At 57.8% G+C, this 22,636-nt stretch carries 1 protein-coding gene; it reads left to right on the forward strand.

The features are described from left to right. Positions 1 to 223: 223 nt before the first annotated feature. The gene (locus ABD971_RS00620; RefSeq protein ID WP_345318441.1) at positions 224 to 22,609 is read left to right on the forward strand and encodes a VCBS domain-containing protein; all 22,386 of its coding nucleotides are present in this window, start codon (positions 224 to 226) and stop codon (positions 22,607 to 22,609) included. The last annotated feature ends 27 nt before the right edge of the window (positions 22,610 to 22,636 follow it).

The raw sequence follows: 22,636 nt of genomic DNA on the forward strand, positions 1-22,636 counted from the left end.
CGGACACCTTTCTGGGGATACGTTTCCCAAGCATCAGCCGCCGCGTAACCGATACCGGCAACGCAATCGTCATATTTTCAAGCGGGAATGAGTGTGGATACCCAATAGACCGATGACAGCAAAGAGGCATTCCCGGTAATGCGGGAGCCATCTGGGGTGCCCACAACCTTTTCCACGGGAATCTCCGTCCAGTGCAACTCATTGAACAAGTTGGTTCAGTTTCATGGCTCGCGAATTTGATTTCTATCCATTAGAAGACCGCATCCTACTCAGTGGCGACGGTCTCGATGCGAGCGAAGGCGCGAGCGACATCGATCTTGATTTAGCGGCTGCGCTATTGCAACAAATCGATGACGCGGATGGAACAGTTATCGATCCGACGACACTCAGTGCGCCGCAGTCAAGTGAGAATGATGACACCAGTGGAGTCGAGTCGACTCACACGATTATTGATGCCCCCGCCTTTGATCCTGCCAATCCAATCGAGGTGGTGTTTGTTGATTCGCGAGTCGAAGATGCTGACACCTTATTAGCGAATCTCCGCGATAGTGCGGACGACCAAACGCAGTGGTTGATCATCCGACTCGACGCAGCGCGAGATGGCATCCAACAGATCAGCGAAACGATGGCGTCGATCACCGGCGTTGACGCGATCCATTTGCTCAGCCATGGCGATGGCGAGAGCATTCAGCTGGGATCGACGCGGCTTGATGTGCAAACGAGCCAAACTTATGTGAGCGATATCGCACGCTGGGGTCTATCGCTCGATGCCGACGCCGACATTTTGATTTACGGCTGTGATTTAGCGAGTACCGAGTCGGGTCGTGAACTAATCCAGCAGATCGCGGCCGTGTGTGACTGTGATGTCGCGGCCAGTGACGATGCGACCGGCAGCGAATTGCTTGGCGGCGACTGGGACCTCGAATACAAGATAGGCGAAATCACCACCGAAGTTTTCGTTGGCGCCTATGGTCAAGAAAGCTGGCGTCACGTGCTCGCTACCACGACCATTGATATCCAACAGGGAGTGAACGGCTATACGGGGACTCACGACACGGAACTAAGGCAACAATCAGCGAGTTCAAATTATGGCAATAACAGCTCGATCGCCATCGATCTAGATAATTCCGGTGGCAGCACCGAATCTCAAGGAATGATCCGGTTCAACGACATCTTTGGTACCGGAAGTGGACAGATCCCCTATGGTGTGCAAATCGTCTCAGCAAGTTTGACGGTGCAAACCACAGGCAACACATCGGGCACCATCAGTCTTTACAAGATGCTGACGAGCTGGGACGAGTCGACTGCCACATGGAATTCACTCAATTCAGGGCTTTCGGCTAATGGTACCGAGATGGCATCGGTTGCGGATGCATCTTTAACGAATCTTAGCTCTGGAGCCGCGACGTTTACGAACCTCAAGTCAACCGTTCAAGCCTGGGCAAGCGGGGCCGCCAATTACGGATGGGGCATCCTTACCAATACATCGGACGGTTGGGACATGAGTTCTTCCGAGGGAACGACCACGCCCAAATTAAGCGTTCAATACATTCAACCTGGTACGCAGGCGTCGACCGCACACACAATCACCGTGACAACGGCGAACGACACGTGGGATGGGGATACGTCATCGATCGATGCGTTGTTGGCTAACAAAGGGGCCGATGGATTGATTTCGTTGCGTGAGGCCATTATGGCTGCCAACAACACGCAGAACGACGGGGGAACTGCGGATCAAATTAACTTTGCGATCTCGGGTACCGGGGTGCACACCATCAACCTCGGCTCGTCACTAACAATCACCGATGCGGTAAACATTGACGCGACGACCGACGACAGCTTCGCGGCCAACGGCAATCGGCCTGCGATCATTCTGGATGGCAACAATAGCTTCACCGGTGATGGGGTGGTTCTGACAAGCACGGCGGACGGAAGCACGATTCGTGGCTTCGGTATCCGTGACTTCAGTGGCGACGGGATTGAGATCCAGGCAGGGTCCGATGGCAATACGATTGTTGGAAACTACATTGGCAGATTGACGTCGACTGGCAGTGACGCTGGAGTAAGCGAGGCGAACACTGCCAACGGCATCTTGGTCTACGGGTCTAACACTATCATCGGAGGAACGTCCGCGGGCGACGGTAACGTCATCTCCGGAAATGCGGTCGACGGGATTCGAATCGATGGCGCCGCCTCAGGGACGCTCGTTCAAGGGAACTACATCGGTACCAATGGGACGGGAACGGCTGCGATCGGTAACGGCGACGATGGCGTCAGCGTGATGGTGAATACGTCCAACAACACGATCGGCGGATCGACCGCTGGGGCTCGCAATATCATCTCCGGTAATGCCGCGACGGCCATCTATATCGAAGGATCGAGCACGGTAGTCCAGGGGAATTACCTCGGCACCGACGTCACCGGAACCGTGGACCTTGGTAACACCAAGGTGTCGACCGGTGAGGGGACCATTCGCATCTTAAATGCAACCGGCGCGACGATCGGCGGTACCGATGCCGCGAACGAAGGGAACATCATTGCGTTTGGTGGCGGCGACGGCATCCTATTGCAAGGATCCAGCACCGGCATTGCGATTCTCGGCAATTCGATTCACTCGCATGCAGGCTTGGGAATTGATTTGGGTGACAATGGTGTCACGACCAATGACGGCCAATTCTCCGACACCCCCGATCAAGACACGGGCGCGAACAACCTACAAAACTTTCCGGTGCTCTCGTCGATCACGGCGGGCCCCACCCCGGCGGTGTTTGGTTCGCTCAAATCGACCCCCAGTCGTACGTTTCGTATCGAGTTTTTCGCTAACTCCAGTAGCGACGCCAGCGGTTATGGCGAAGGCCAGCGATTCATTGACTCTATCGAAGTCACGACCAATGCCACCGGCGACGCCGCCATTGGTCACTATCTGGACGGCTTAATCGCCACCGGTGAAATCGTTTCGGCGACCGCCACCGATTTGACGACCAACGAAACCTCCGAATTCGCGGCCAACATCGTTGCCACCAATAGTGCCCCGGTGCTGGATAGCGGTCAAAGCCCTGTGCTTACCGCGCAGAACGAAGATTCCGGGCCCCCGTCGGGCTCAGTGGGCACCTTGATCTCGTCGCTGGTCGATTTTGCCTCTCCGTCGGGTCAAGTCGACAACGTTACCGATTCCAATCTCGGTGCCGCACTCGGGATTGCGATCACGGCGGCCAATACCACCAACGGCAGCTGGTACTACAGCACCAATGGTGGCAGCAGTTGGAGTGCGCTGGGTGCCGTCAGCGACACAAGTGCGCGACTACTGGCCGCCGATGCCAATACCCGTCTCTATTTTCAACCCAGCGCCAACTACAATGGCACGATCGCCGACGCGATCACTTTTAGGGCTTGGGATCAAACTACGGGCAGCAACGGCGGCACGTCGGCAATCACGCTCTCACCCGACAACGTGCTCGACACGTTTAGCAGCGTTTCGTACAGCAACAACAACGGTTCGCAATCTTGGAGTGCGGGTTGGGTTGAGTCGGACAGTTCGGGCGGTGCCGCAGCGGATGGCCGTTTCAAAGTCTCTGGTGGTAAGTTGGCCGTCCAGGCGGCTAATACTAACGACTACATCTATCGAGAAGTCGATCTGTCGGACGCCGACAGTGCCACTCTTTCGTTCTCGTACACGAGTGGGCTGGGAGCTTCTGCAACGATCCACGCCCAGATTTCGAATAACGGAGGAGCAAGCTACTCGACATTGAGCGGAGGCGTCTTCAATTCAAGCACCAATACCGGCAGCGGCACAAAAAGCTTCGATATTAGTGGCCAAATAGCAGCGAATACACGAGTTCGCTTTCTTGTTGTGTCCGGAGAAACGGGCGCTGGCAACAATAGTTTCTCGATCGACAACGTTGAAATCGCGTACACGTCGCCCGGCGGTGGAACCACCGCGTTTTCAAGTGAAATCGATACTGCGTCACTAGTCATCAATGCCGTTAACGATGCCCCTGTGCTTAGTAGCGGATCCCCCTCGTCAATCGTCGTTAGCGAAGACAGTTCGAACTCGACCGCTGTATCGCTAGGGATGAGTGGGCTGAGCTACGGTCCCGGCGGCGGCAGCGACGAGTCGGGTCAGACGTTGACCTATACGATTACCAACATCCCGTCGCACATCACGTTGTGGCGTGCCGATGGAACGACGCAAGTCAACAACAACGCGACGCTGACGCTGTCCGAACTGCAAGGTTTGAAGTACAAAACCGTGGCGGACGCCTTCGGCAGCGGGAACCTGACCTGGACCGTTCAAGATAGCGGAGGCACCGCAAATGGTGGTACCGATACGCTGACGCAATCGCTCGCCATCACGGTCAATGCCGTCAACGACGCTCCGGTGGCCGTGGATGATTCCTATTCGGTCGACGAAAACGGAACGTTGGTGGTCGGCCCGAGCACCGGCAACCTGGTGAACCACTGGGAAATGAACGAAGGCGGCAGCAATCAGACCACTGCCGATTCGGGGTCACTCGGAAACGACGCCACCCTGGGCGCCGACGCCAGTGCGAACACCGACGATCCCGCATGGACCAGCGGCCATATCGGTTCGGGTGGACTCTCGTTCGACGGCTCGAGTGACTATGTCGCCACCTCCAGCACCGTGCTAAAAACGGCAACCAGTTTTACGCTTTCGACGTGGTTCCAAACGGACAAGACGTCCGGCCAGCAGCATATCTTGTGGCAAGGGTACAGCGGCGGCAACGGCTACGGATCCGGCCCCGGTACCGCGGCGCAGTCCGAGATGGGGCTGACGATCGGCACTTGGGACCAACCCAACAAACTTGTTTTCTTCATGGGGTACGATGTACCGACCAATGGCGCCGATCCGATCTATATCGTGTCCAACTCGGACTTCACCGACACGACGCAGTTCCACAATGTCGCCGTGGTGGTCACCGATCTCGGCGGGGGGACTTATCAAGCATCGCTGTATGTCGACGGCGTGCTTGAGGGAACCGACACCGGTACTGAAAACGACCGCTCGGCGTGGGGTTCGCTGCAAATCGGTAAACCGGGCGCCAACACCCGTTATTTCGATGGACAAATCGATGACGTTCGCATCTATGACACTGCGCTGTCAGAGACCGAAGTACAAAACATTGCGCATTCGGGCGTCCTGCAGAACGATACCGACATCGACAGCACCCCACTGAGTGTCAACACCAGCCTCGTTACCGGACCGAGCAACGGCACTCTCAGCATCAACGCGGATGGTTCGTTCCGCTACACGCCTGATACTAATTTCAGCGGCACTGATACCTTTACCTACCAAACCAACGATGGCACCCAAGATTCCAATGTCGCGACCGTAACAATCACGGTCAACTCGGTTAATGACGCCCCCGTGACGACCGCGTCCGGAGGCACGACTGCTTATTCCGAGAACGCAAACTCGACCGTGATCGATTCAGCGCTAACCATCAGCGACGCGGATCTCGGTGATTTTGACGGCGGCTCGTTGAGCGTCACCATCTCGGCAAACGGCTCGGCGAACGATCGCTTGACGATTGTTCCAGGCGGCAACATCACGATGACCGGGACCAACGTGTACCACAGCGGTGTGTTGGTCGGCAGCGTCAGCGGCGGGATTGGAACCTCACCGCTGGTGATTTCGTTCAATGCCAATAGCACTCCGGGGATCGCCCAAGAAGTCGGACGACAAATTGGCTATTTCAACGTTTCGGACAATCCAGCGACGACCACCCGCACGGTCGATTTTGTTGTGACCGACGGCGACGGCGGAACCAGCAACACCGCTCAGCAACAGGTCTCGGTAGCCGCCGTTGCCGATGCGCCGATTGCGGTGGACGACCACCACGGTTTGTCCTTTGATGGCGTCGATGATTATGTCAGCTTGGGAAGTGATTCGGATATCGTCTTTACCAACACAATGACGATGGAAGTGTGGGCCCGCCCCACAGCGTATCCAGCCATCTCCAACGTCATATTGAACAAGGAAGGTGAATATGAAATCGGGATCTCTTCGACCGGCAGCCTGATGTGGGCCTTTGCCAATACCACACCGGGCTGGAGCTGGCATGACACCGGCTATGTCTTGCAACTGAACGAGTGGGCGCATATCTCGGTAACGTATGACAATGGCACGATCAATACATATGTCAACGGAAACAATATTGAAACGTACTATGGTTCGGGTGCGATCGGCGATGCACATCCGACCAAAAATGACCTCCGGGTGGGCAGTCGCGAGAACGGTCCTGCGGGCCAATACTTCGCTGGTGAAATTGACGACGTGCGACTTTGGAGCACCGTGCGCACGCAATCGGAAATCCAAAACAACCTTGACACCCCACTTACCGGAGTCGAAACAGGACTGGCGGGCTACTGGAATTTCAATGAAGGTGCGGGGCTCGACGCCAACGACTTGACCGGTAACTCCGCCAAAGGCACGCTGATCGGTGGCCCCAGCTGGACAGGGTTTTCCACCGACCAAGATACAGCTATTAGTATTAACGCGACTAACGGGGCCGTTGGTAACGACATCGATGGCGAAGGTGACACGTTGACCATCAGCCAGGTGCAGGGCTCGGTCGCGAGTGTCGGCAGCCAAATCATGCTCGGATCGGGGGCCTTGGTTACGGTTAATGCCGACGGCAGTTTTGACTACGATCCCAACGGCGCCTTTGACGGCTTGACGGCGGGAGAGACCGGAACCGATTCGTTCACTTACACCGTCAGCGATGGTAGCGGAGGCACCGACACCGCGACGGTAACAATCACGGTCAACGGCATCGACGACGCCCCGACGATTGTTGCAGACTCGGATGTGGACAATCCAGGGAATCAAGTGATCGATTTCCAAGGCGGCGATGACACCATCATGCTGTCGGGATTGCCCGTGAACACCGCTGCGGGAACCGACGTGACGGTCGAGTTCTGGATGAACTGGGATGGCGTCGAAAACGTGATGCCGTTCGGATTCGGATCTTACGACTTGTGGTTGACGGGGGGCAATTTTGGATTCAACACCGGCAGCGGAGACCTGTACGGGATCAGCAGTGCGGGTTTGGCGAATGGATGGCATCATGTCACCGCTGTGTTCCGCAATGGCGACGCGACGGGCAGTCGTTTGATCATCGATGGCGTCGAACAGACGATGACTCAGCGGTTGAGTACCCCCAGCAACGGCAACGCGTTTGCCGCATCCAGTGCAAAAATCTCGGGATGGAACAACAACTCGACCTACAAGTTCGACGGCCAGATTGATCAAGTCCGAATTTGGAATGGCGGACGTAGTGAGACGCAGGTTCGCGCGGACATGTTCACAGAACTGTCGGGGCCTCAAACGGGACTGGTCGCATCGTATTCATTCACCGGAGCGACCACCGGTGCAGGCGGTGTGATCGACGACAGCGGCAACGGTCACCACGGCACGATGGGGGGAATGACAGCGGCGAACGTGATCAGCGGCAGCGGATTTGCAAATCTTGGCGATCAAACCGTCAACGAAGACGATCTTGTCACGCTCGAGGTTTCGGCATTCGATCCTGAGAACAGTGCGTTGACTTACACCTGGACTCAGACCTCTGGTCCCGCCGTCACGCTGAGCGACGCGAATGCGGAAAAGCCAACGTTCACGGCGATCAATCAACCTGCCGATTATCAAGTCGTCTTTACCGTGGACGCCTCCGACGGAACGAATACCACCACTGAAACGGTCACGATCACCGTCAACGCGATTAATGATGCCCCCAGCGGTGTGAATAACACCGTCGGCACACTCGAAGACACCGACATTACGTTCACCGCTGCCGACTTTGGGTTCAGCGACGCCGCCGAAAACCACAATTTCAACGCCGTTCGCATCACCAGCCAAACGGCCAGCGGAACGCTTTACGTTGACGCGGACAACGACGGCGTGATCGACGCGGGCGAGACCGTGGTCGCCGGTAACTATGTCAGTATCGCGGATATCAATGCGGGGCGACTGAAGTACAAACCGCTGGCCGATGAGAATGGAACGGCGTATGCCGAATTCACATTCCAAGTGCAAGACGATGGGGGAACGAGCGGCGGCGGTCAAGATACCGACACGACCCCAAATACGATGACCATCAATGTCACCGCCGTCAACGATGCTCCGGTGCTCGATAACACCGGAGCGATGAATCTATCGACCATTTCGAAATACCAAACCGACAACGATGGTCAATCGGTCGCTTCGATCATTGCCAGCGCGGGTGGTGACCGCATCACCGATCCCGATGCAGGCGATGGCGAAGGAATCGCGATCACCTCGCTATCAAGTGGCAATGGAACGTGGCAATATTCAACCGATGGTGGAAGTTCATGGAACGCGATCGGAACGGTTACCGATTCGTCTGCATTGCTGCTGCGGGATACCGATCTCGTTCGCTTCGTTCCCAATCCGGCTAGCGGGACAACCGCCAACTTTACGTTCCGCGCCTGGGACCAAACCAGCGGCACCGAGGGAACCAAGGTCGATGTTTCCACCAACGGTGACGCAACCCCCTTTAGTACCGCGAGCGAAACCGCAAGTATTACGGTGGTGGAAGCCAATGCGGCTCCGGAACTAGACAGCACGAAGAATCCGGCACTCGATGCGACAAACGAAGACGCTGGCGTCCCGTCGGGAGCTGTTGGCACGCTGGTGTCGTCGCTGGTCGACACAGCGAGTCCCTCGGGCCAAGTGGACAACGTTAGTGATGCGGACAGCGGTGCTGCATTGGGAATCGCGATCACGGCGGTCGACACCACCAATGGCACCTGGTTCTACTCGATCGATGACGGCAGCACTTGGAATGCACTGGGTGCGGTTAGCGATGCGAACGCCCGTTTACTGGCAGCCGACGCTGGCACACGAGTCTATTTCCAGCCCAACGCGGACTATTTTGGAACGCTTGCCAACGCGATTACCTTCCGAGCTTGGGACCAAACCAGTGGCAGCAACGGCGGTGTCGCCGACACGAGTTTTACATCAGGCACGTATCTCGACACGTTCAGCGCTGTTTCGTACAGCAATAACAATGGTTCGCTGTCGTGGTCGACCGATTGGATCGAAAACGACAGCGGTGGCGGCGGTGCGTCAGGCGGCAAGTATTTCATTTCCGGAGGCTTGCTGAACGTCGGTGAATCAAGTGCGAGTAAATACATCTATCGCGAGGCGAACTTAAGTTCCGCAAGCACCGCGACGCTTTCCTTTGATCTGGTCACCAACAATCTGGGAGGAGGCGGAGCGATTCATGCTCAAGTCTCGTCCAATGGCGGCAGCACCTGGACGACGCTGTTAGCAGTCACCTCGGGAACGGCAACGGGGACGAAGAGTTTTGACATTTCATCGTACATCGCGTCGAACACACAAATCCGTTTCTATGACAACAACGGTGGCGGCAAAGAGATCCTGGTCGACAATGTTCAAATCGCAGTAACGACATCGCTCTCCGGTGGAACGACCGCATTTTCATCGGATACCGATACCGCAAGCATGGTGGTTAATCCGGTCGCGGACACTCCTTCGGTGACGAACGCGACCACCGATGAAGACACTCAATCCAGCAGTGGGTTGGTGATCACGCGGAATGCGGCGGATGGGGCTGAGGTGACTTATTACAAGATCACCGGCATCACCAGCGGCACGTTATACAAGAATGACGGCGTGACGCAGATCGCTAATGGTTCGTTCATTACGGTGGCCGAAGGAGCTGCGGGACTAAAGTTCACTCCGGACGCCGATTTCAACGGCACTGGCAACTTTACGATCCAGTCGTCGACGTCTGGCGACGACACCGGACTGGGTGGCAGCACGACGGTTGCCAATGTGACCGTCGACCCCGTCAACGATGCCCCGGTGAACACCATCCCGGGTGCCCAAAGTGTCAACGAAGATGCCACGCTGGTTTTCTCGTCGGGGAACAGCAACCAAATTTCGATTGCGGATGTCGACGCGGGTTCCAATAACGTTCGCGTTGAATTGAACGTCGATGCAGGCGGTGTATTGACCTTGTCGCAAACCACCGGCCTGACATTTTCCAGCGGCGACGGCAGCGCTGATGCGAACATGATCTTCACCGGAACGGTTGCCAATATCAATGCCGCATTAAACGGCTTAAGTTTTGTCACGACGACCAATTACAACGGCCCCGTGAATTTAACGGTGACCACAAACGACCTCGGCAATACCGGAAGCGATCCCGGAGCAACGGGCGACGGCACGAGCGAGCAGGATTCAGATGTCGTTGCGATTACGGTCAATGCTGTCAATGACACCCCCGTGGTCAATGGACCGGGCAGCGCGTTGTCGGCGACCGAACAAGTCGGATTGGCGATTGAAGGAACCGGCTTCACCGTCACTGATGTCGATGCCGCCAGCGGTACAATGACGGCCACGATCAATGTCGGCGAAGGAGCAATCACAGTTGCCGCAGGCGACTCGGGCGTATCGATCAGCGGTGGCAATGGCAGCGGAACCGTTACGATCACCGGCACACTGAGCCAGCTTGATAACTTGCTGACCGGCGCGAGCACCGGCACGATCACCTACCTCAACAGCAGCGACACCCCCAGTGCATCGACCACGATCACGGTCACGGTCAATGATGGCGGCAACACCGGTGCCGATCCGGGACTGACCGCAGACGGAAGCAGCGAAGAAGGTTCGGCGAGCCAGACGATCAATATCACCGCCACCAACGACGATCCGACGAATCCCGGCGGTTTGCCAAGCGATATCGTCGTGACCGAAGACGTCAGCGGCAACGTCGATCTGTCGCAAATCAATTTGAATGATGTCGATCATGGCGGCGGAAATTTGACCGTCACATTGACCACCGCGACCGGCGGCAACTTGTCGGCCATCAGCGGTGGCGGTGTCACGATCGGTGGCAGCGGTAGTGGAACACTGACGCTGACCGGAACGCTCGCGAACCTGAACACCTACCTCGATACCGCCAGCAACATTCAGTACCTGCACTCGACCGCGAACCTGAACGGGAACAACGCCGATACGATCACGGTCACCGTCAACGATAATGGCAACACCGGAACCGGCGGCGGCAGCGACATCAACCTGGGTACGGTGAACGTCGATATCACCGCGGTCAATGACGCCCCCGAACTCGATAATTCCGAAACGTTCACGCTGACCGATATTACCGAAGACCAGACTAACAACTCCGGTAACACAGTCGCTTCGATCATTGCCAGTCTGTCGGGCAACCGGATCACCGACGTCGACGCCAGCCCGAGCGAAGGGATCGCGATTCGTTCGATCAGCGGTGGCAATGGAACTTGGCAATATTCGCTCGATGGATCAACTTGGACCGATGTCGGCACGGTCACCACGAGCACGTCGTTATTATTGCGATCCAGCGACTACTTGCGTTATGTCCCTGACGCGATGAACGCCGATACGTCATCGGTGTCGTTTGTCGCTTGGGATCAAACCACGGGAACCGAAGGAACCAAGGTCAATACGACTGCGACGGGCGGAAGCACTGCGTTCAGCGACAATGTGGGATTGGCACAGGTGACGGTCACCGCCGAGAACGACGCGCCGACGATCACCGATTCCGCTACCGTCAGCTTGCCGGGAACCAACGAGGACACTCCTTCCACTCCCACCGATGTCAACTCGATCTTAGCGTCGGCCGGATGGGCTGACGTCGACACCGGGGCGATCAAGGGCATTGCCGTCACTGCGGATAACAGCAACGGCAATTGGCAATATTCGACCGATGGCACCAACTGGACGTCGTTTAGTGGGATCACCAGCAGCAATGCGCTGCTACTAAGCGCGTCGACACAGATTCGTTATCAGCCTGATTCGCTAAACGGTGAAACGGCGACCTTTGACTTTGTTGCCTGGGATACCACCACGGGATCCGCTTCGTCGTTTGGTTCACCATCGTATGCCGATCCAGGCAGCGGTGGCGGCACGACGGCCTATTCGAGCGAAACAGCCACCGCATCGACCGTGGTCACCGACGTGAACGATGCCGTGGTCGCGGTCGCCGATAGCGACACCGCGACCGAAGCAGGCGGTGTGGCCAACGCAACGGCGGGTTCCAATCCGTCGGGCAACGTGCTGAGCAACGACATCGAGTACGACACCGGCGATACGCTTAATGTGACCGGCGTCGCGGCGGGCACGGTGGCTTCGGCCGCTGGCAATGTTGGCACCTCGGTGACCGGAACCTATGGCGACATCAGCATCGATGCCAATGGAGATTACACGTACACGGTCGACAACAATAACGCGATCGTCCAGGCACTAAGAACGTCCGGGCAAACGATCACCGACACCTTTACCTACACGGTCCAGGATTCCGGCGGATCGTATTCGTCGACTCAAATCGTGATCACGATCGAAGGACAAAACGACGCTCCGGTTGCGGTCACCGACAACGTGGTTGCCGTCGAGGCCGGTGGCGATAATAACGCCAGCTCGGGTACGAATCCGACTGGCAACGTTCTGACCAACGATACCGACGTCGATTCGGGCGATACCAAAACCGTCACGGGAGTCGCGGTCGGCACCGCGGGATCGGCCAGCGGCAATGTGGCTTCGGCATTAGCAGGAAGCTACGGCAGCATTACGATCAATGCCAATGGATCGTACACCTACAACGTCGACAACAACAATGCGGCGGTGCAAGCACTGCGAACCTCGTCCGATACGCTGCAGGACGTGTTCACCTACACGATGCAGGACACCGATGGTGCGAGTTCGACCACGCAAGTCACCGTGACGATCCAGGGCCAAAACGACGATCCGGTTGCCGTCGATGACAATGCGATCGCGGTGGAAGCAGGCGGAACAAGCAATGGGACTGCCGGAACGAATCCAACTGGCAATGTACTGAGCAACGATACCGACGTCGACGCGGGTGATACGAAGACGGTCGTCGGAGTCGCGGTGGGATCCCAAAGTTCGGCATCGGGATCGGTCGCCAGCACGGTGACGGGTTCCTATGGTTCGATTCAGATCGACGCCAATGGTGCGTATAGCTACACGGTCGACAACAGCAATTCCGCAGTCCAGGCGCTGCGAACATCAGGACAATCGCTTTCGGAAGTCTTTACGTACACGATCCAGGACGCCAGCGGTGCGGACTCGACTGCGGAAATCACGGTCACGATCACGGGTGCCAATGATGCCCCCGATGCGGTCGCAAACGCCGCCACGGCGACCGAAGCCAGCGGCATATTGAACAACATTTCGGGCACGGATCCATCGGGCAACGTGCTCACCAACGACACCGACGTCGACGCGGGCGATACCAAGACGGTGACCGGCGTGGCAACCGGCGTGCAAGGATCAACCTCGGGCAACGTCGGCAGCACCGTGGTGGGAACCTACGGTTCGCTGGTGATCAACGCCAACGGAAGCTACACCTACACGCTCGACAATGACAACGCTGCGGTCGAAGCGCTTAATGATGGCGATTCGCTTTCGGAGACGTTTTCCTACACGATGCAGGATACCGGCGGATTGGCGTCGACGACTCAGTTGGTCATTACGATTGACGGACGTACCGATTTGCCGGTCGCCGAAGCGGATCATGCCACGTCCGAAGAAGCGGGCGGGGTCAACAACACCATCCCTGGTTCGAATCCCTCGGGCAACGTACTCGACAATGACGCGTCCAATAACGGCAAGACGGTCGTCGGCGTCGCTGCGGGATCGACCGGATCGGCCAGCGGGAATGTTGGCACGTCCGTGACGGGCACTTACGGTACGGTCGTGATCAACACCGACGGTACTTACACCTACACGCTCGACAATAGTAATGCCGCGGTCGAAGCGCTACTGACCTCCGGCGATCACGTCACCGACATCTTTACTTACACGATGGAGGACGCGTTTATGAACGTTTCCTCGACGGAACTAACGATCACGGTGGATGGCCAGAATGATGCGCCGGTGACCTCCGACGACACCTCCATCGCCGTCGAGTCAGGCGGCGTGGCCAACGCTACCGCCGGCAGCAATGCCACCGGCAATGTGCTCACAAATGACACCGACGTCGACGCGGGCGATACAAAATCGGTGATCGGGGTCGAGCTCGGCACTGTCGGATCCGCTTCGGGGTCGGTGGGTGCTTCGGTCACGGGCAACTATGGCCAAATCGTGATCAACAGCGACGGCAGCTACACCTACACAATCAATCAGAATAACGCGGCAGTCCAGGCTTTGCGGACCGCGAGCGATACGCTGCAAGAAGTCTATACGTACACGATGCACGACACCGCGGGGCTAGAATCCACGGCGCAAGTCACCGTGACGATCCAGGGAGCCAACGATGCACCGGTTGCAGTGGTCGATACGGCCACTGCGTATGAAGCGGGCGGGGCGGGCAACGGTTCGGCCGGGGCCGATCCAAGCGGCAACGTTCTATCGAACGATACCGACGTCGACAGCGGCGATACCAAAACCGTCGTTGGCGTGGCGGCAGGAGTGCAAGGCTCTGCAGCGGGCTCGGTCGGTTCGATTGTCGCGGGCTCGTATGGCTCGATCACTCTAAACAGTGACGGCAGCTACACCTACAACGTTGATAATGACAACGCAGCGGTCCAGAACCTGCGTACCAGTGGAGAATGTCTCAATGACATTTTCACCTACACGATGGAGGACACCGATGGTCTGAGCTCCACCACCCAAATCACGGTCGCGGTTCGTGGTGCGAACGATAATCCCGACGTGGTCGCCGATACGGCGACCGCGGTCGAAGCGGGTGGTACCGCCAACGGCACTGCGGGGACGAATCCGACCGGCAATGTGCTCGCAAACGATAGCGATAGCGATGCTGGCGACACGATCGTCGTCAGCGGTGTGACCGCAGGCGTTGCCGGATCGGCGACTGGATCGGTCGGATCAAGTGTCGCCGGTTTGTTCGGTTCGATCAACATCGCTTCGAACGGCAACTACAGCTACACCGTCGATAACAACAACCCAACGGTCCAAGACCTGCTCAACAGCGGCGACACGCTGACCGACATCTTTACCTACACGGTCGAGGATCTTTCAGGCGCGACATCCACAACGCAAGTCACGATCACGATCCAAGGTGCCAACGACGCTCCGGTTGCGACGGTCGACAGCGCCCATGCGTACGAAGCGGGAGGCATCGCCAATGGCACCGCGGGTACCGATCCGTCAGGGAACGTGCTGACGAACGATGACCAAGTCGACGCAGGCGACACATGGTCGATCACAGGCGCTGCTCAAGGAGTCGTGGGATCGACCAGCGGGTCGGTCGGTTCATCGATCACCGGAAACTTTGGCGCGATCACGATCAATTCGGACGGCAGTTACACCTACAACATCGATAACGATAACGCGACCGTTCAGGGACTGCGAACCGCCAGTGATACGATCACCGATGTATTCTCTTACACGGTTTCGGACGCTGCGGGACTGAATTCAACTGCTCAAATTACGATCACGCTGCATGGTGCGAACGATGATCCGATTGCTGTCGTTGACACCCCCATTGCGGTTTCGGCCGGTGGCTATTCAGGCGGCACCGCGGGGACCGATCCGACCGGCAACGTATTGACCAACGATACCGATGTCGACTCGGGCGATACCAAGACGGTCGACGGCGTGGCGGCTGGAGTGCAGGCATCCGCGAGCGGCTCGGTCGGATCGTCTGTCACGGGAAGCTATGGTTCGATTTCGATCGCTGCCAATGGCGTCTACACCTACACGGTCGATAACAACAACGCGGCGGTTCAGGCACTGCGGACCAGCAGTGATACGCTGACCGACGTCTTCACCTACACGATGATCGACGCCAGCGGGGCTGCGTCGACCACGCAGGTATCGGTCACGATTCAGGGGGCGAACGACGCACCGATCGGGGTCGATGATACCGCCACGGCAGTGGAATCCGGTGGTGTGGCGAACGCAACTGCAGGCACCAATCCGACCGGCAACGTGTTAACCAATGACACCGATCTGGACTCGGGTGACACGAAGACGGTTAGCGGCGTCGCGGCCGGTTCGCAAGTCAGTGCATCGGGGTCCGTGGCAACCGGGGTAACGGGATCGTATGGCCAGATTACCATTAATTCCGACGGATCGTACAGCTACGTCGTCGACAATAACAACACTGCCGTTCAGGCACTGCGAACCTCAGGCGACACGTTGACCGATGTGTTCACTTACACGATGGTGGACACCGCGGGACTCGACAGCACCGCTGAAATCACGGTCACGATCCAAGGCAGCAACGATAACCCGGTAGCGACCGCCGACACTCCGACCGCGGTCGAAGCAGGTGGACTTGCCAACGGCACCGCTGGCACCGATCCAACTGGCAATGTGCTCAGCAATGATACTGACGTGGACGCGGGGGATTCCAAAACGGTTGCGGGTGTCGCGGCGGGCGTCCAAGCATCCGCGTCGGGCAGTGTCGGTTCGTCGGTGACCGGATCCTATGGATCAGTGACCATCAACTCGGACGGTTCGTATACCTACGTCGTCGACAATAGCAATGCCGCCGTCCAAGCCTTGCGAACCGCCAGTGATACGCTGCAAGACGTCTTCACTTATACCGTGGTGGATGCCTCGGGCGCGGATGCAACCACGCAAGTCACCATCACGATCCAAGGCCAAAACGATACGCCGACGGCTGTGGTCGACAATGCCGTCGCGGTTGAAGCAGGCGGCACCGCCAATGGAACCGCGGGTACAAACCCTACCGGCAATGTTTTAGCGAACGACACCGATGTCGACTCGTTTGGCAATGGCGAGACGAAATCGGTCAGTGGTGTTGCGGCCGGAGTCGCTGGATCCGCATCGGGTTCGGTTGCGTCATCGGTTGCCGGTTCCTACGGGGCGATCACGATCAATTCCGACGGATCGTATTCCTACGTGGTCGACAATTCGAACACCGACGTGCAGGCACTTCGCAATAGCGGCGATACGCTCGACGATGTGTTTACTTACACGATGACCGATACGGCCGGGGCAACCTCGACCACGCAGATCACGGTCACGATTCAAGGCCAGAACGACGCACCGACCGCGGTCGCGGATAATCCGATCGCAGTTGAATCGGGCGGACTCGCTAACGGCACAGCGGGCACCGACCCAACTGGCAACGTTTTGGCGAACGATCTCGATCCTGATTCCGCAGCCAACGGCGAAACGAAAACGGTCACCGGGGTCGCCGTCGGCGTTACCGGATCGGCATCGGGTTCCGTTGCGACGTCAGTGACCGGTTCGTATGGTGCGATCACGATCAATTCGGACGGTTCGTACGCTTACGTCGTCGACAACTCGAACACCAACGTGCAAGCACTTCGCAACAGCGGCCAAACGCTTGACGACGTATTTACTTACACGATGACCGACGCCGACGGAGTGGCCTCGACCACGCAAGTCACCGTCACGATCCAAGGCCAAAACGACACACCGACTGCCGTCGCCGACAATGCGGTTGCGGTCGAAGCAGGCGGCGCGGCCAATGGAACCGCGGGTACAAACCCTACCGGCAATGTTTTAGCGAACGATACCGATGTCGACTCGGTGGGCAATGGCGAGACGAAATCGGTCAGTGGCGTAGCGGCTGGCGTTACCGGATCCGCATCGGGTTCGGTTGCATCTTCGGTTGCCGGTTCTTACGGGGCGATCACGATCAATTCCGACGGTTCGTATTCCTACGTGGTCGACAATTCGAACACCGACGTCCAGGCACTTCGCAATAACGGCGATACGCTCGACGATGTCTTTACTTACACGATGACCGATACTGCTGGTGCAACCTCGACCACGCAGATCACGGTCACGATTCAAGGCCAGAACGATGCACCGACCGCGGTCGCGGATAATCCGATCGCAGTCGAATCGGGAGGACTCGCTAACGGCACCGCAGGCACCGACCCAACTGGCAATGTACTGTCGAACGACCTCGATCCTGATTCCGCAGCCAACGGCGAAACGAAAACGGTCACCGGGGTCGCCGTCGGCGTTACCGGATCCGCATCGGGTTCCGTTGCCACTTCGGTAACCGGTTCGTATGGGGCGATCACGATCAATGCCGATGGATCGTATGCTTACGTCGTCGACAACTCGAACACCGACGTGCAAGCCCTTCGCAACAGCGGCCAAACGCTTGAGGACGTATTTACATACACGATGACCGACGCGGACGGAGTGGCCTCGACCACGCAAGTCACGGTCACGATCCAAGGCCAAAACGATACTCCGACGGCAGTGGTCGACAATGCGGTTGCGGTCGAAGCAGGCGGCACCGCCAATGGAACTGCCGGAACAAACCCAACCGGGAATGTTCTCACGAACGACACTGATGTCGACTCGGTGGGCAATGGCGAAACCCAATCAGTCAGTGGCGTAGCGGCTGGCGTTACTGGTTCCGCATCGGGTTCGGTTGCATCTTCGGTTGCCGGTTCGTACGGGGCGATCACGATCAATTCCGACGGATCGTATTCCTACGTGGTCGACAATTCGAACACCGACGTGCAGGCACTTCGCAATAGCGGCGATACGCTCGACGATGTCTTTACTTACACAATGACCGACACGGCCGGGGCAACCTCGACCACGCAGATCACGGTTACGATTCAAGGCCAGAACGACGCACCGACCGCGGTTGCGGATAATCCGATCGCAGTCGAATCGGGTGGATTAGCTAACGGCACTGCAGGTACTGATCCAACGGGCAATGTTCTGACGAATGATCTCGATCCTGATGCTGCAGCCAACGGCGAAACGAAGACGGTCACCGGGGTCACCGTCGGCGTCACCGGATCGGCATCGGGTTCCGTTGCCACTTCGGTAACCGGTTCGTATGGTGCGATCACGATCAATTCGGACGGTTCGTACGCTTACGTCGTCGACAATTCGAACACCAACGTGCAGGCACTTCGTAACAGCGGCCAAACGCTTGACGACGTGTTTACTTACACGATGACCGACGCGGACGGAGTGGCCTCGACCACGCAAGTCACGGTCACGATCCAAGGCCAAAACGACACGCCGACGGCTGTGGTCGACAATGCCGTTGCGGTTGAAGCAGGCGGCACCGCCAATGGAACCGCGGGTACAAACCCAACCGGCAATGTTTTAACGAACGACACTGATGTCGACTCGGTTGGCAACGGCGAGACGAAATCGGTCAGTGGTGTTGCGGCTGGGGTGACGGGATCGGCTTCGGGATCGGTCGCGTCTTCGGTCACTGGCACTTACGGTGCGATCACGATCAACAGTGACGGATCCTACAGTTACATCGTCGACAACAACAACGTCGCGGTTCAGGCTCTGCGTAACAGTGGCCAAACCCTTGACGATGTTTTCACTTACACGATGACCGACGCGGCTGGGGCAACCTCGAGCACTCAGATCACGGTCACCATCCAAGGCCAAAACGACACGCCTACCGCCGTGGTAGACAATGCCGTTGCGGTGGAGTCGGGCGGTTTGGCCAACGGGACTGCGGGAAGCGATCCCACAGGTAACGTGTTGACGAACGACACCGACGTCGATTCGGTCGGCAACGGCGAAACAAAAACGGTCAGTGGTGTTGCTGCGGGCGTGACGGGATCTGCATCCGGATCGGTAGCATCTTCGGTCACCGGTGCGTACGGTGCGATCACGATCAATTCCGATGGATCCTACAGCTACGTCGTCGACAACAGTAACGTCGCGGTCCAGGCACTCCGCAACAGCGGCGACACGCTCGACGATGTGTTTACCTATACGATGACCGACACCGCCGGAGCCACCTCGACCACTCAGATTACGGTCACGATCCAAGGCCAAAACGACGCGCCCACCGCGGTGTCCGACAATGCAACCGCGGTCGAAGCGGGCGGACTGGCCAACGGGACTGCGGGAACCGACCCAACCGGCAACGTATTGACCAACGACACCGACGTCGACTCGCCAGGCAATGGCGAAACCAAAACGGTCAGCGGGGTTGCTGCCGGAGTCACCGGATCCGCCTCGGGTTCCGTGGCATCGTCTGTCACCGGATCTTATGGGGCGATCACGATCAATTCCGACGGATCGTACAGCTACATCGTTGACAATAGCAACGCGGATGTCCAAGCACTTCGCAACAGCGGTCAAACACTTGACGATGTCTTCACCTACACGATGACCGACGCAGCAGGGTTGACATCCACGACGCAGATCACCGTCACGATCCAAGGCCAAAACGACACTCCCACCGCAGTGGTCGATAACGCGGTTGCAGTCGAAGCGGGCGGATCGGCTAACGGCACCGCGGGCACGGATCCTACGGGCAACGTCTTGACTAACGACACCGATGTCGACTCGGTCGGCAACGGCGAAACGAAAACCGTCAGCGGCGTTGCTGCGGGCGTGACGGGATCGGCATCCGGTTCGGTGGCCTCGTCAGTGGCCGGTGCTTACGGTGCGATCACGATCAATTCCGATGGATCCTACAGTTACATCGTCGACAACAACAACGCGGCTGTCGGAGCCCTGCGAAACAGCGGCGACACGCTCGATGATGTCTTCACCTACACGATGACGGACGCCAACGGGGCAACCTCGACCACGCAAATCACTGTGACGATCCAGGGGCAAAACGACACTCCGGTTGCGAACACCGACAATGCCACTGCGGTGGAAGCCGGCGGCGTGGCCAATGGAACCGCCGGAGTGGATCCGACCGGCAACGTGCTCACCAACGATACCGATGCTGATTCGGTGGGCAACGGCGAAACCAAAACGGTCAGCGGAGTGGTGGCGGGGACAGCCGCCAGTGCCAGCGGATCGGTCGGATCGAGTGTGTCGGGATCCTATGGGGCCATCACAATCAACGCCGATGGTTCGTACAGTTACGTAGTCGACAACAGCAACACGGCGGTGGAAGCACTGCGAACCGCAACGGACACGTTAACCGACGTGTTTACCTACACGATGGTCGATGCCGCCGGCGCCCAATCCACTCAGCAAGTGACGATCACAATCCAAGGCCAAAACGACGCGCCGCATGATTTGACGGCGACGGGGATGACGATAGACGAAGGCCTGGCTAACGGACAAATCGTAGGCACGGTGTCGACCGACGATCTCGATACCAGCGACAGTACGCTGTATACGTTAACCGATTCGGCAGGCGGGCGATTCAGTATCGATGCGTCGGGCAACGTCCGCGTTGCGGATTCAAGTCGACTCGATTACGAGTCCGCCACTCAGCACGACATCACGGTGCGTGTCCAAGACGCCGCCGGGGCCACGTATGACGAAACGTTCACCGTCTATCTGAACGACGTCAATGAATTCAATGTTTCTGCCGCCACTGACACCGATGGCAATCCGAACCAAGTCAACGAAAACGCAGCGTTTGGAACGACCGTGGGCATCACAGCTTTGGCGATTGACCCCGATGGTTCAACCAACAGCGTGACCTACTCGTTATCCGACAACGCGGGAGGGCGATTTGCGATCGATTCGGCTAGTGGAATCGTGACCGTTTCCGGTGCTGTGGATTACGAAACTGCCAGCAGCCACACGATCACGGTCCGCGCCGACTCGAGCGATGGTTCGTTCAGCTTCGCGAACTTCTCGATCGCCGTGATCGATGTCAACGAAGCTCCCGTGGCGAGCGGCGACAACTACTCGATCAACGCCGGCGAAACACTCACGCTGGTGGCGCCCGGTGTATTGATCAACGACAGCGATGTTGATGGTGACTCGATTCAAATGAATTTGATTTCGGGACCAAGTCATGGAGTGCTGAGCACCTCGGCCAACGGAAGTCTGGTCTATACCCCCTACGGCGCCTTTTTTGGTAGCGATACGTTTACCTACGTCGCCAGTGACGGCAGCTTGAACAGTAACGCCGTGACCGTCACGATCACGGTGCTTGCCGGCGGTGGCGGATCAGGCAGCGGCGGATCGGGCGGAAGTGGTTCAGGCGACAGCGGATCGGGTGACAGTGGATCGGGCGATGGATCCGGCGATACAAGCGGAAGCGGTGGCACGTCGGGCAGCGATTCGGGAGACGGCGATAGCAGCGATGGCGATGCTGGTTCGACAACGACAGGGGCGGTTCCCTTGGTTCCCGCAAACGTCACCACTCCGAATCAGAACGACGATACGTCAACCGAGAAAGGACAATCCAAGCCGTCCACGTCGTCCGTCAGCCGCGATTCGACCATCCAGATGGCGGACACCAACCAAGAAGAATCGAATCACGGCTTCGAAAGACAAGGTTTTTCGTGGGGCGGTTCCTCGCACATGCATATGAAACGAGGCAACGTGCAAATGTCTCAAATGCTTGACCAACTGTTGGTCGTCGATTTGGTGCAAGCGATCCAGTGGACCGAGTGGAACAATCAAAGCTCGGCCGTGGCCGAAGACTCGACGTTCTTCGGAGCTGGCGAGATCGGTGGACTCGGGGTCGGAGCGGGACTTGCGTCCGTCGGTTATGTGTTATGGGCACTTCGTGGCGGCGTATTGCTGACCACCATTTTCGGCAGCATGCCTGCTTGGCGAATGATCGACCCATCTGCACTGCTGTCGGTCTATCGCGAATCCGATGGCGTTCGCAAATCCAAAGCCGATGTGACGACGTTCTTGGATTAAGCACCGTCGGAACATAAAGTGGTGGGA

Source organism: Novipirellula rosea (assembly GCF_039541335.1).
Classification (GTDB): Bacteria; Planctomycetota; Planctomycetia; order Pirellulales; family Pirellulaceae; genus Novipirellula; species Novipirellula rosea.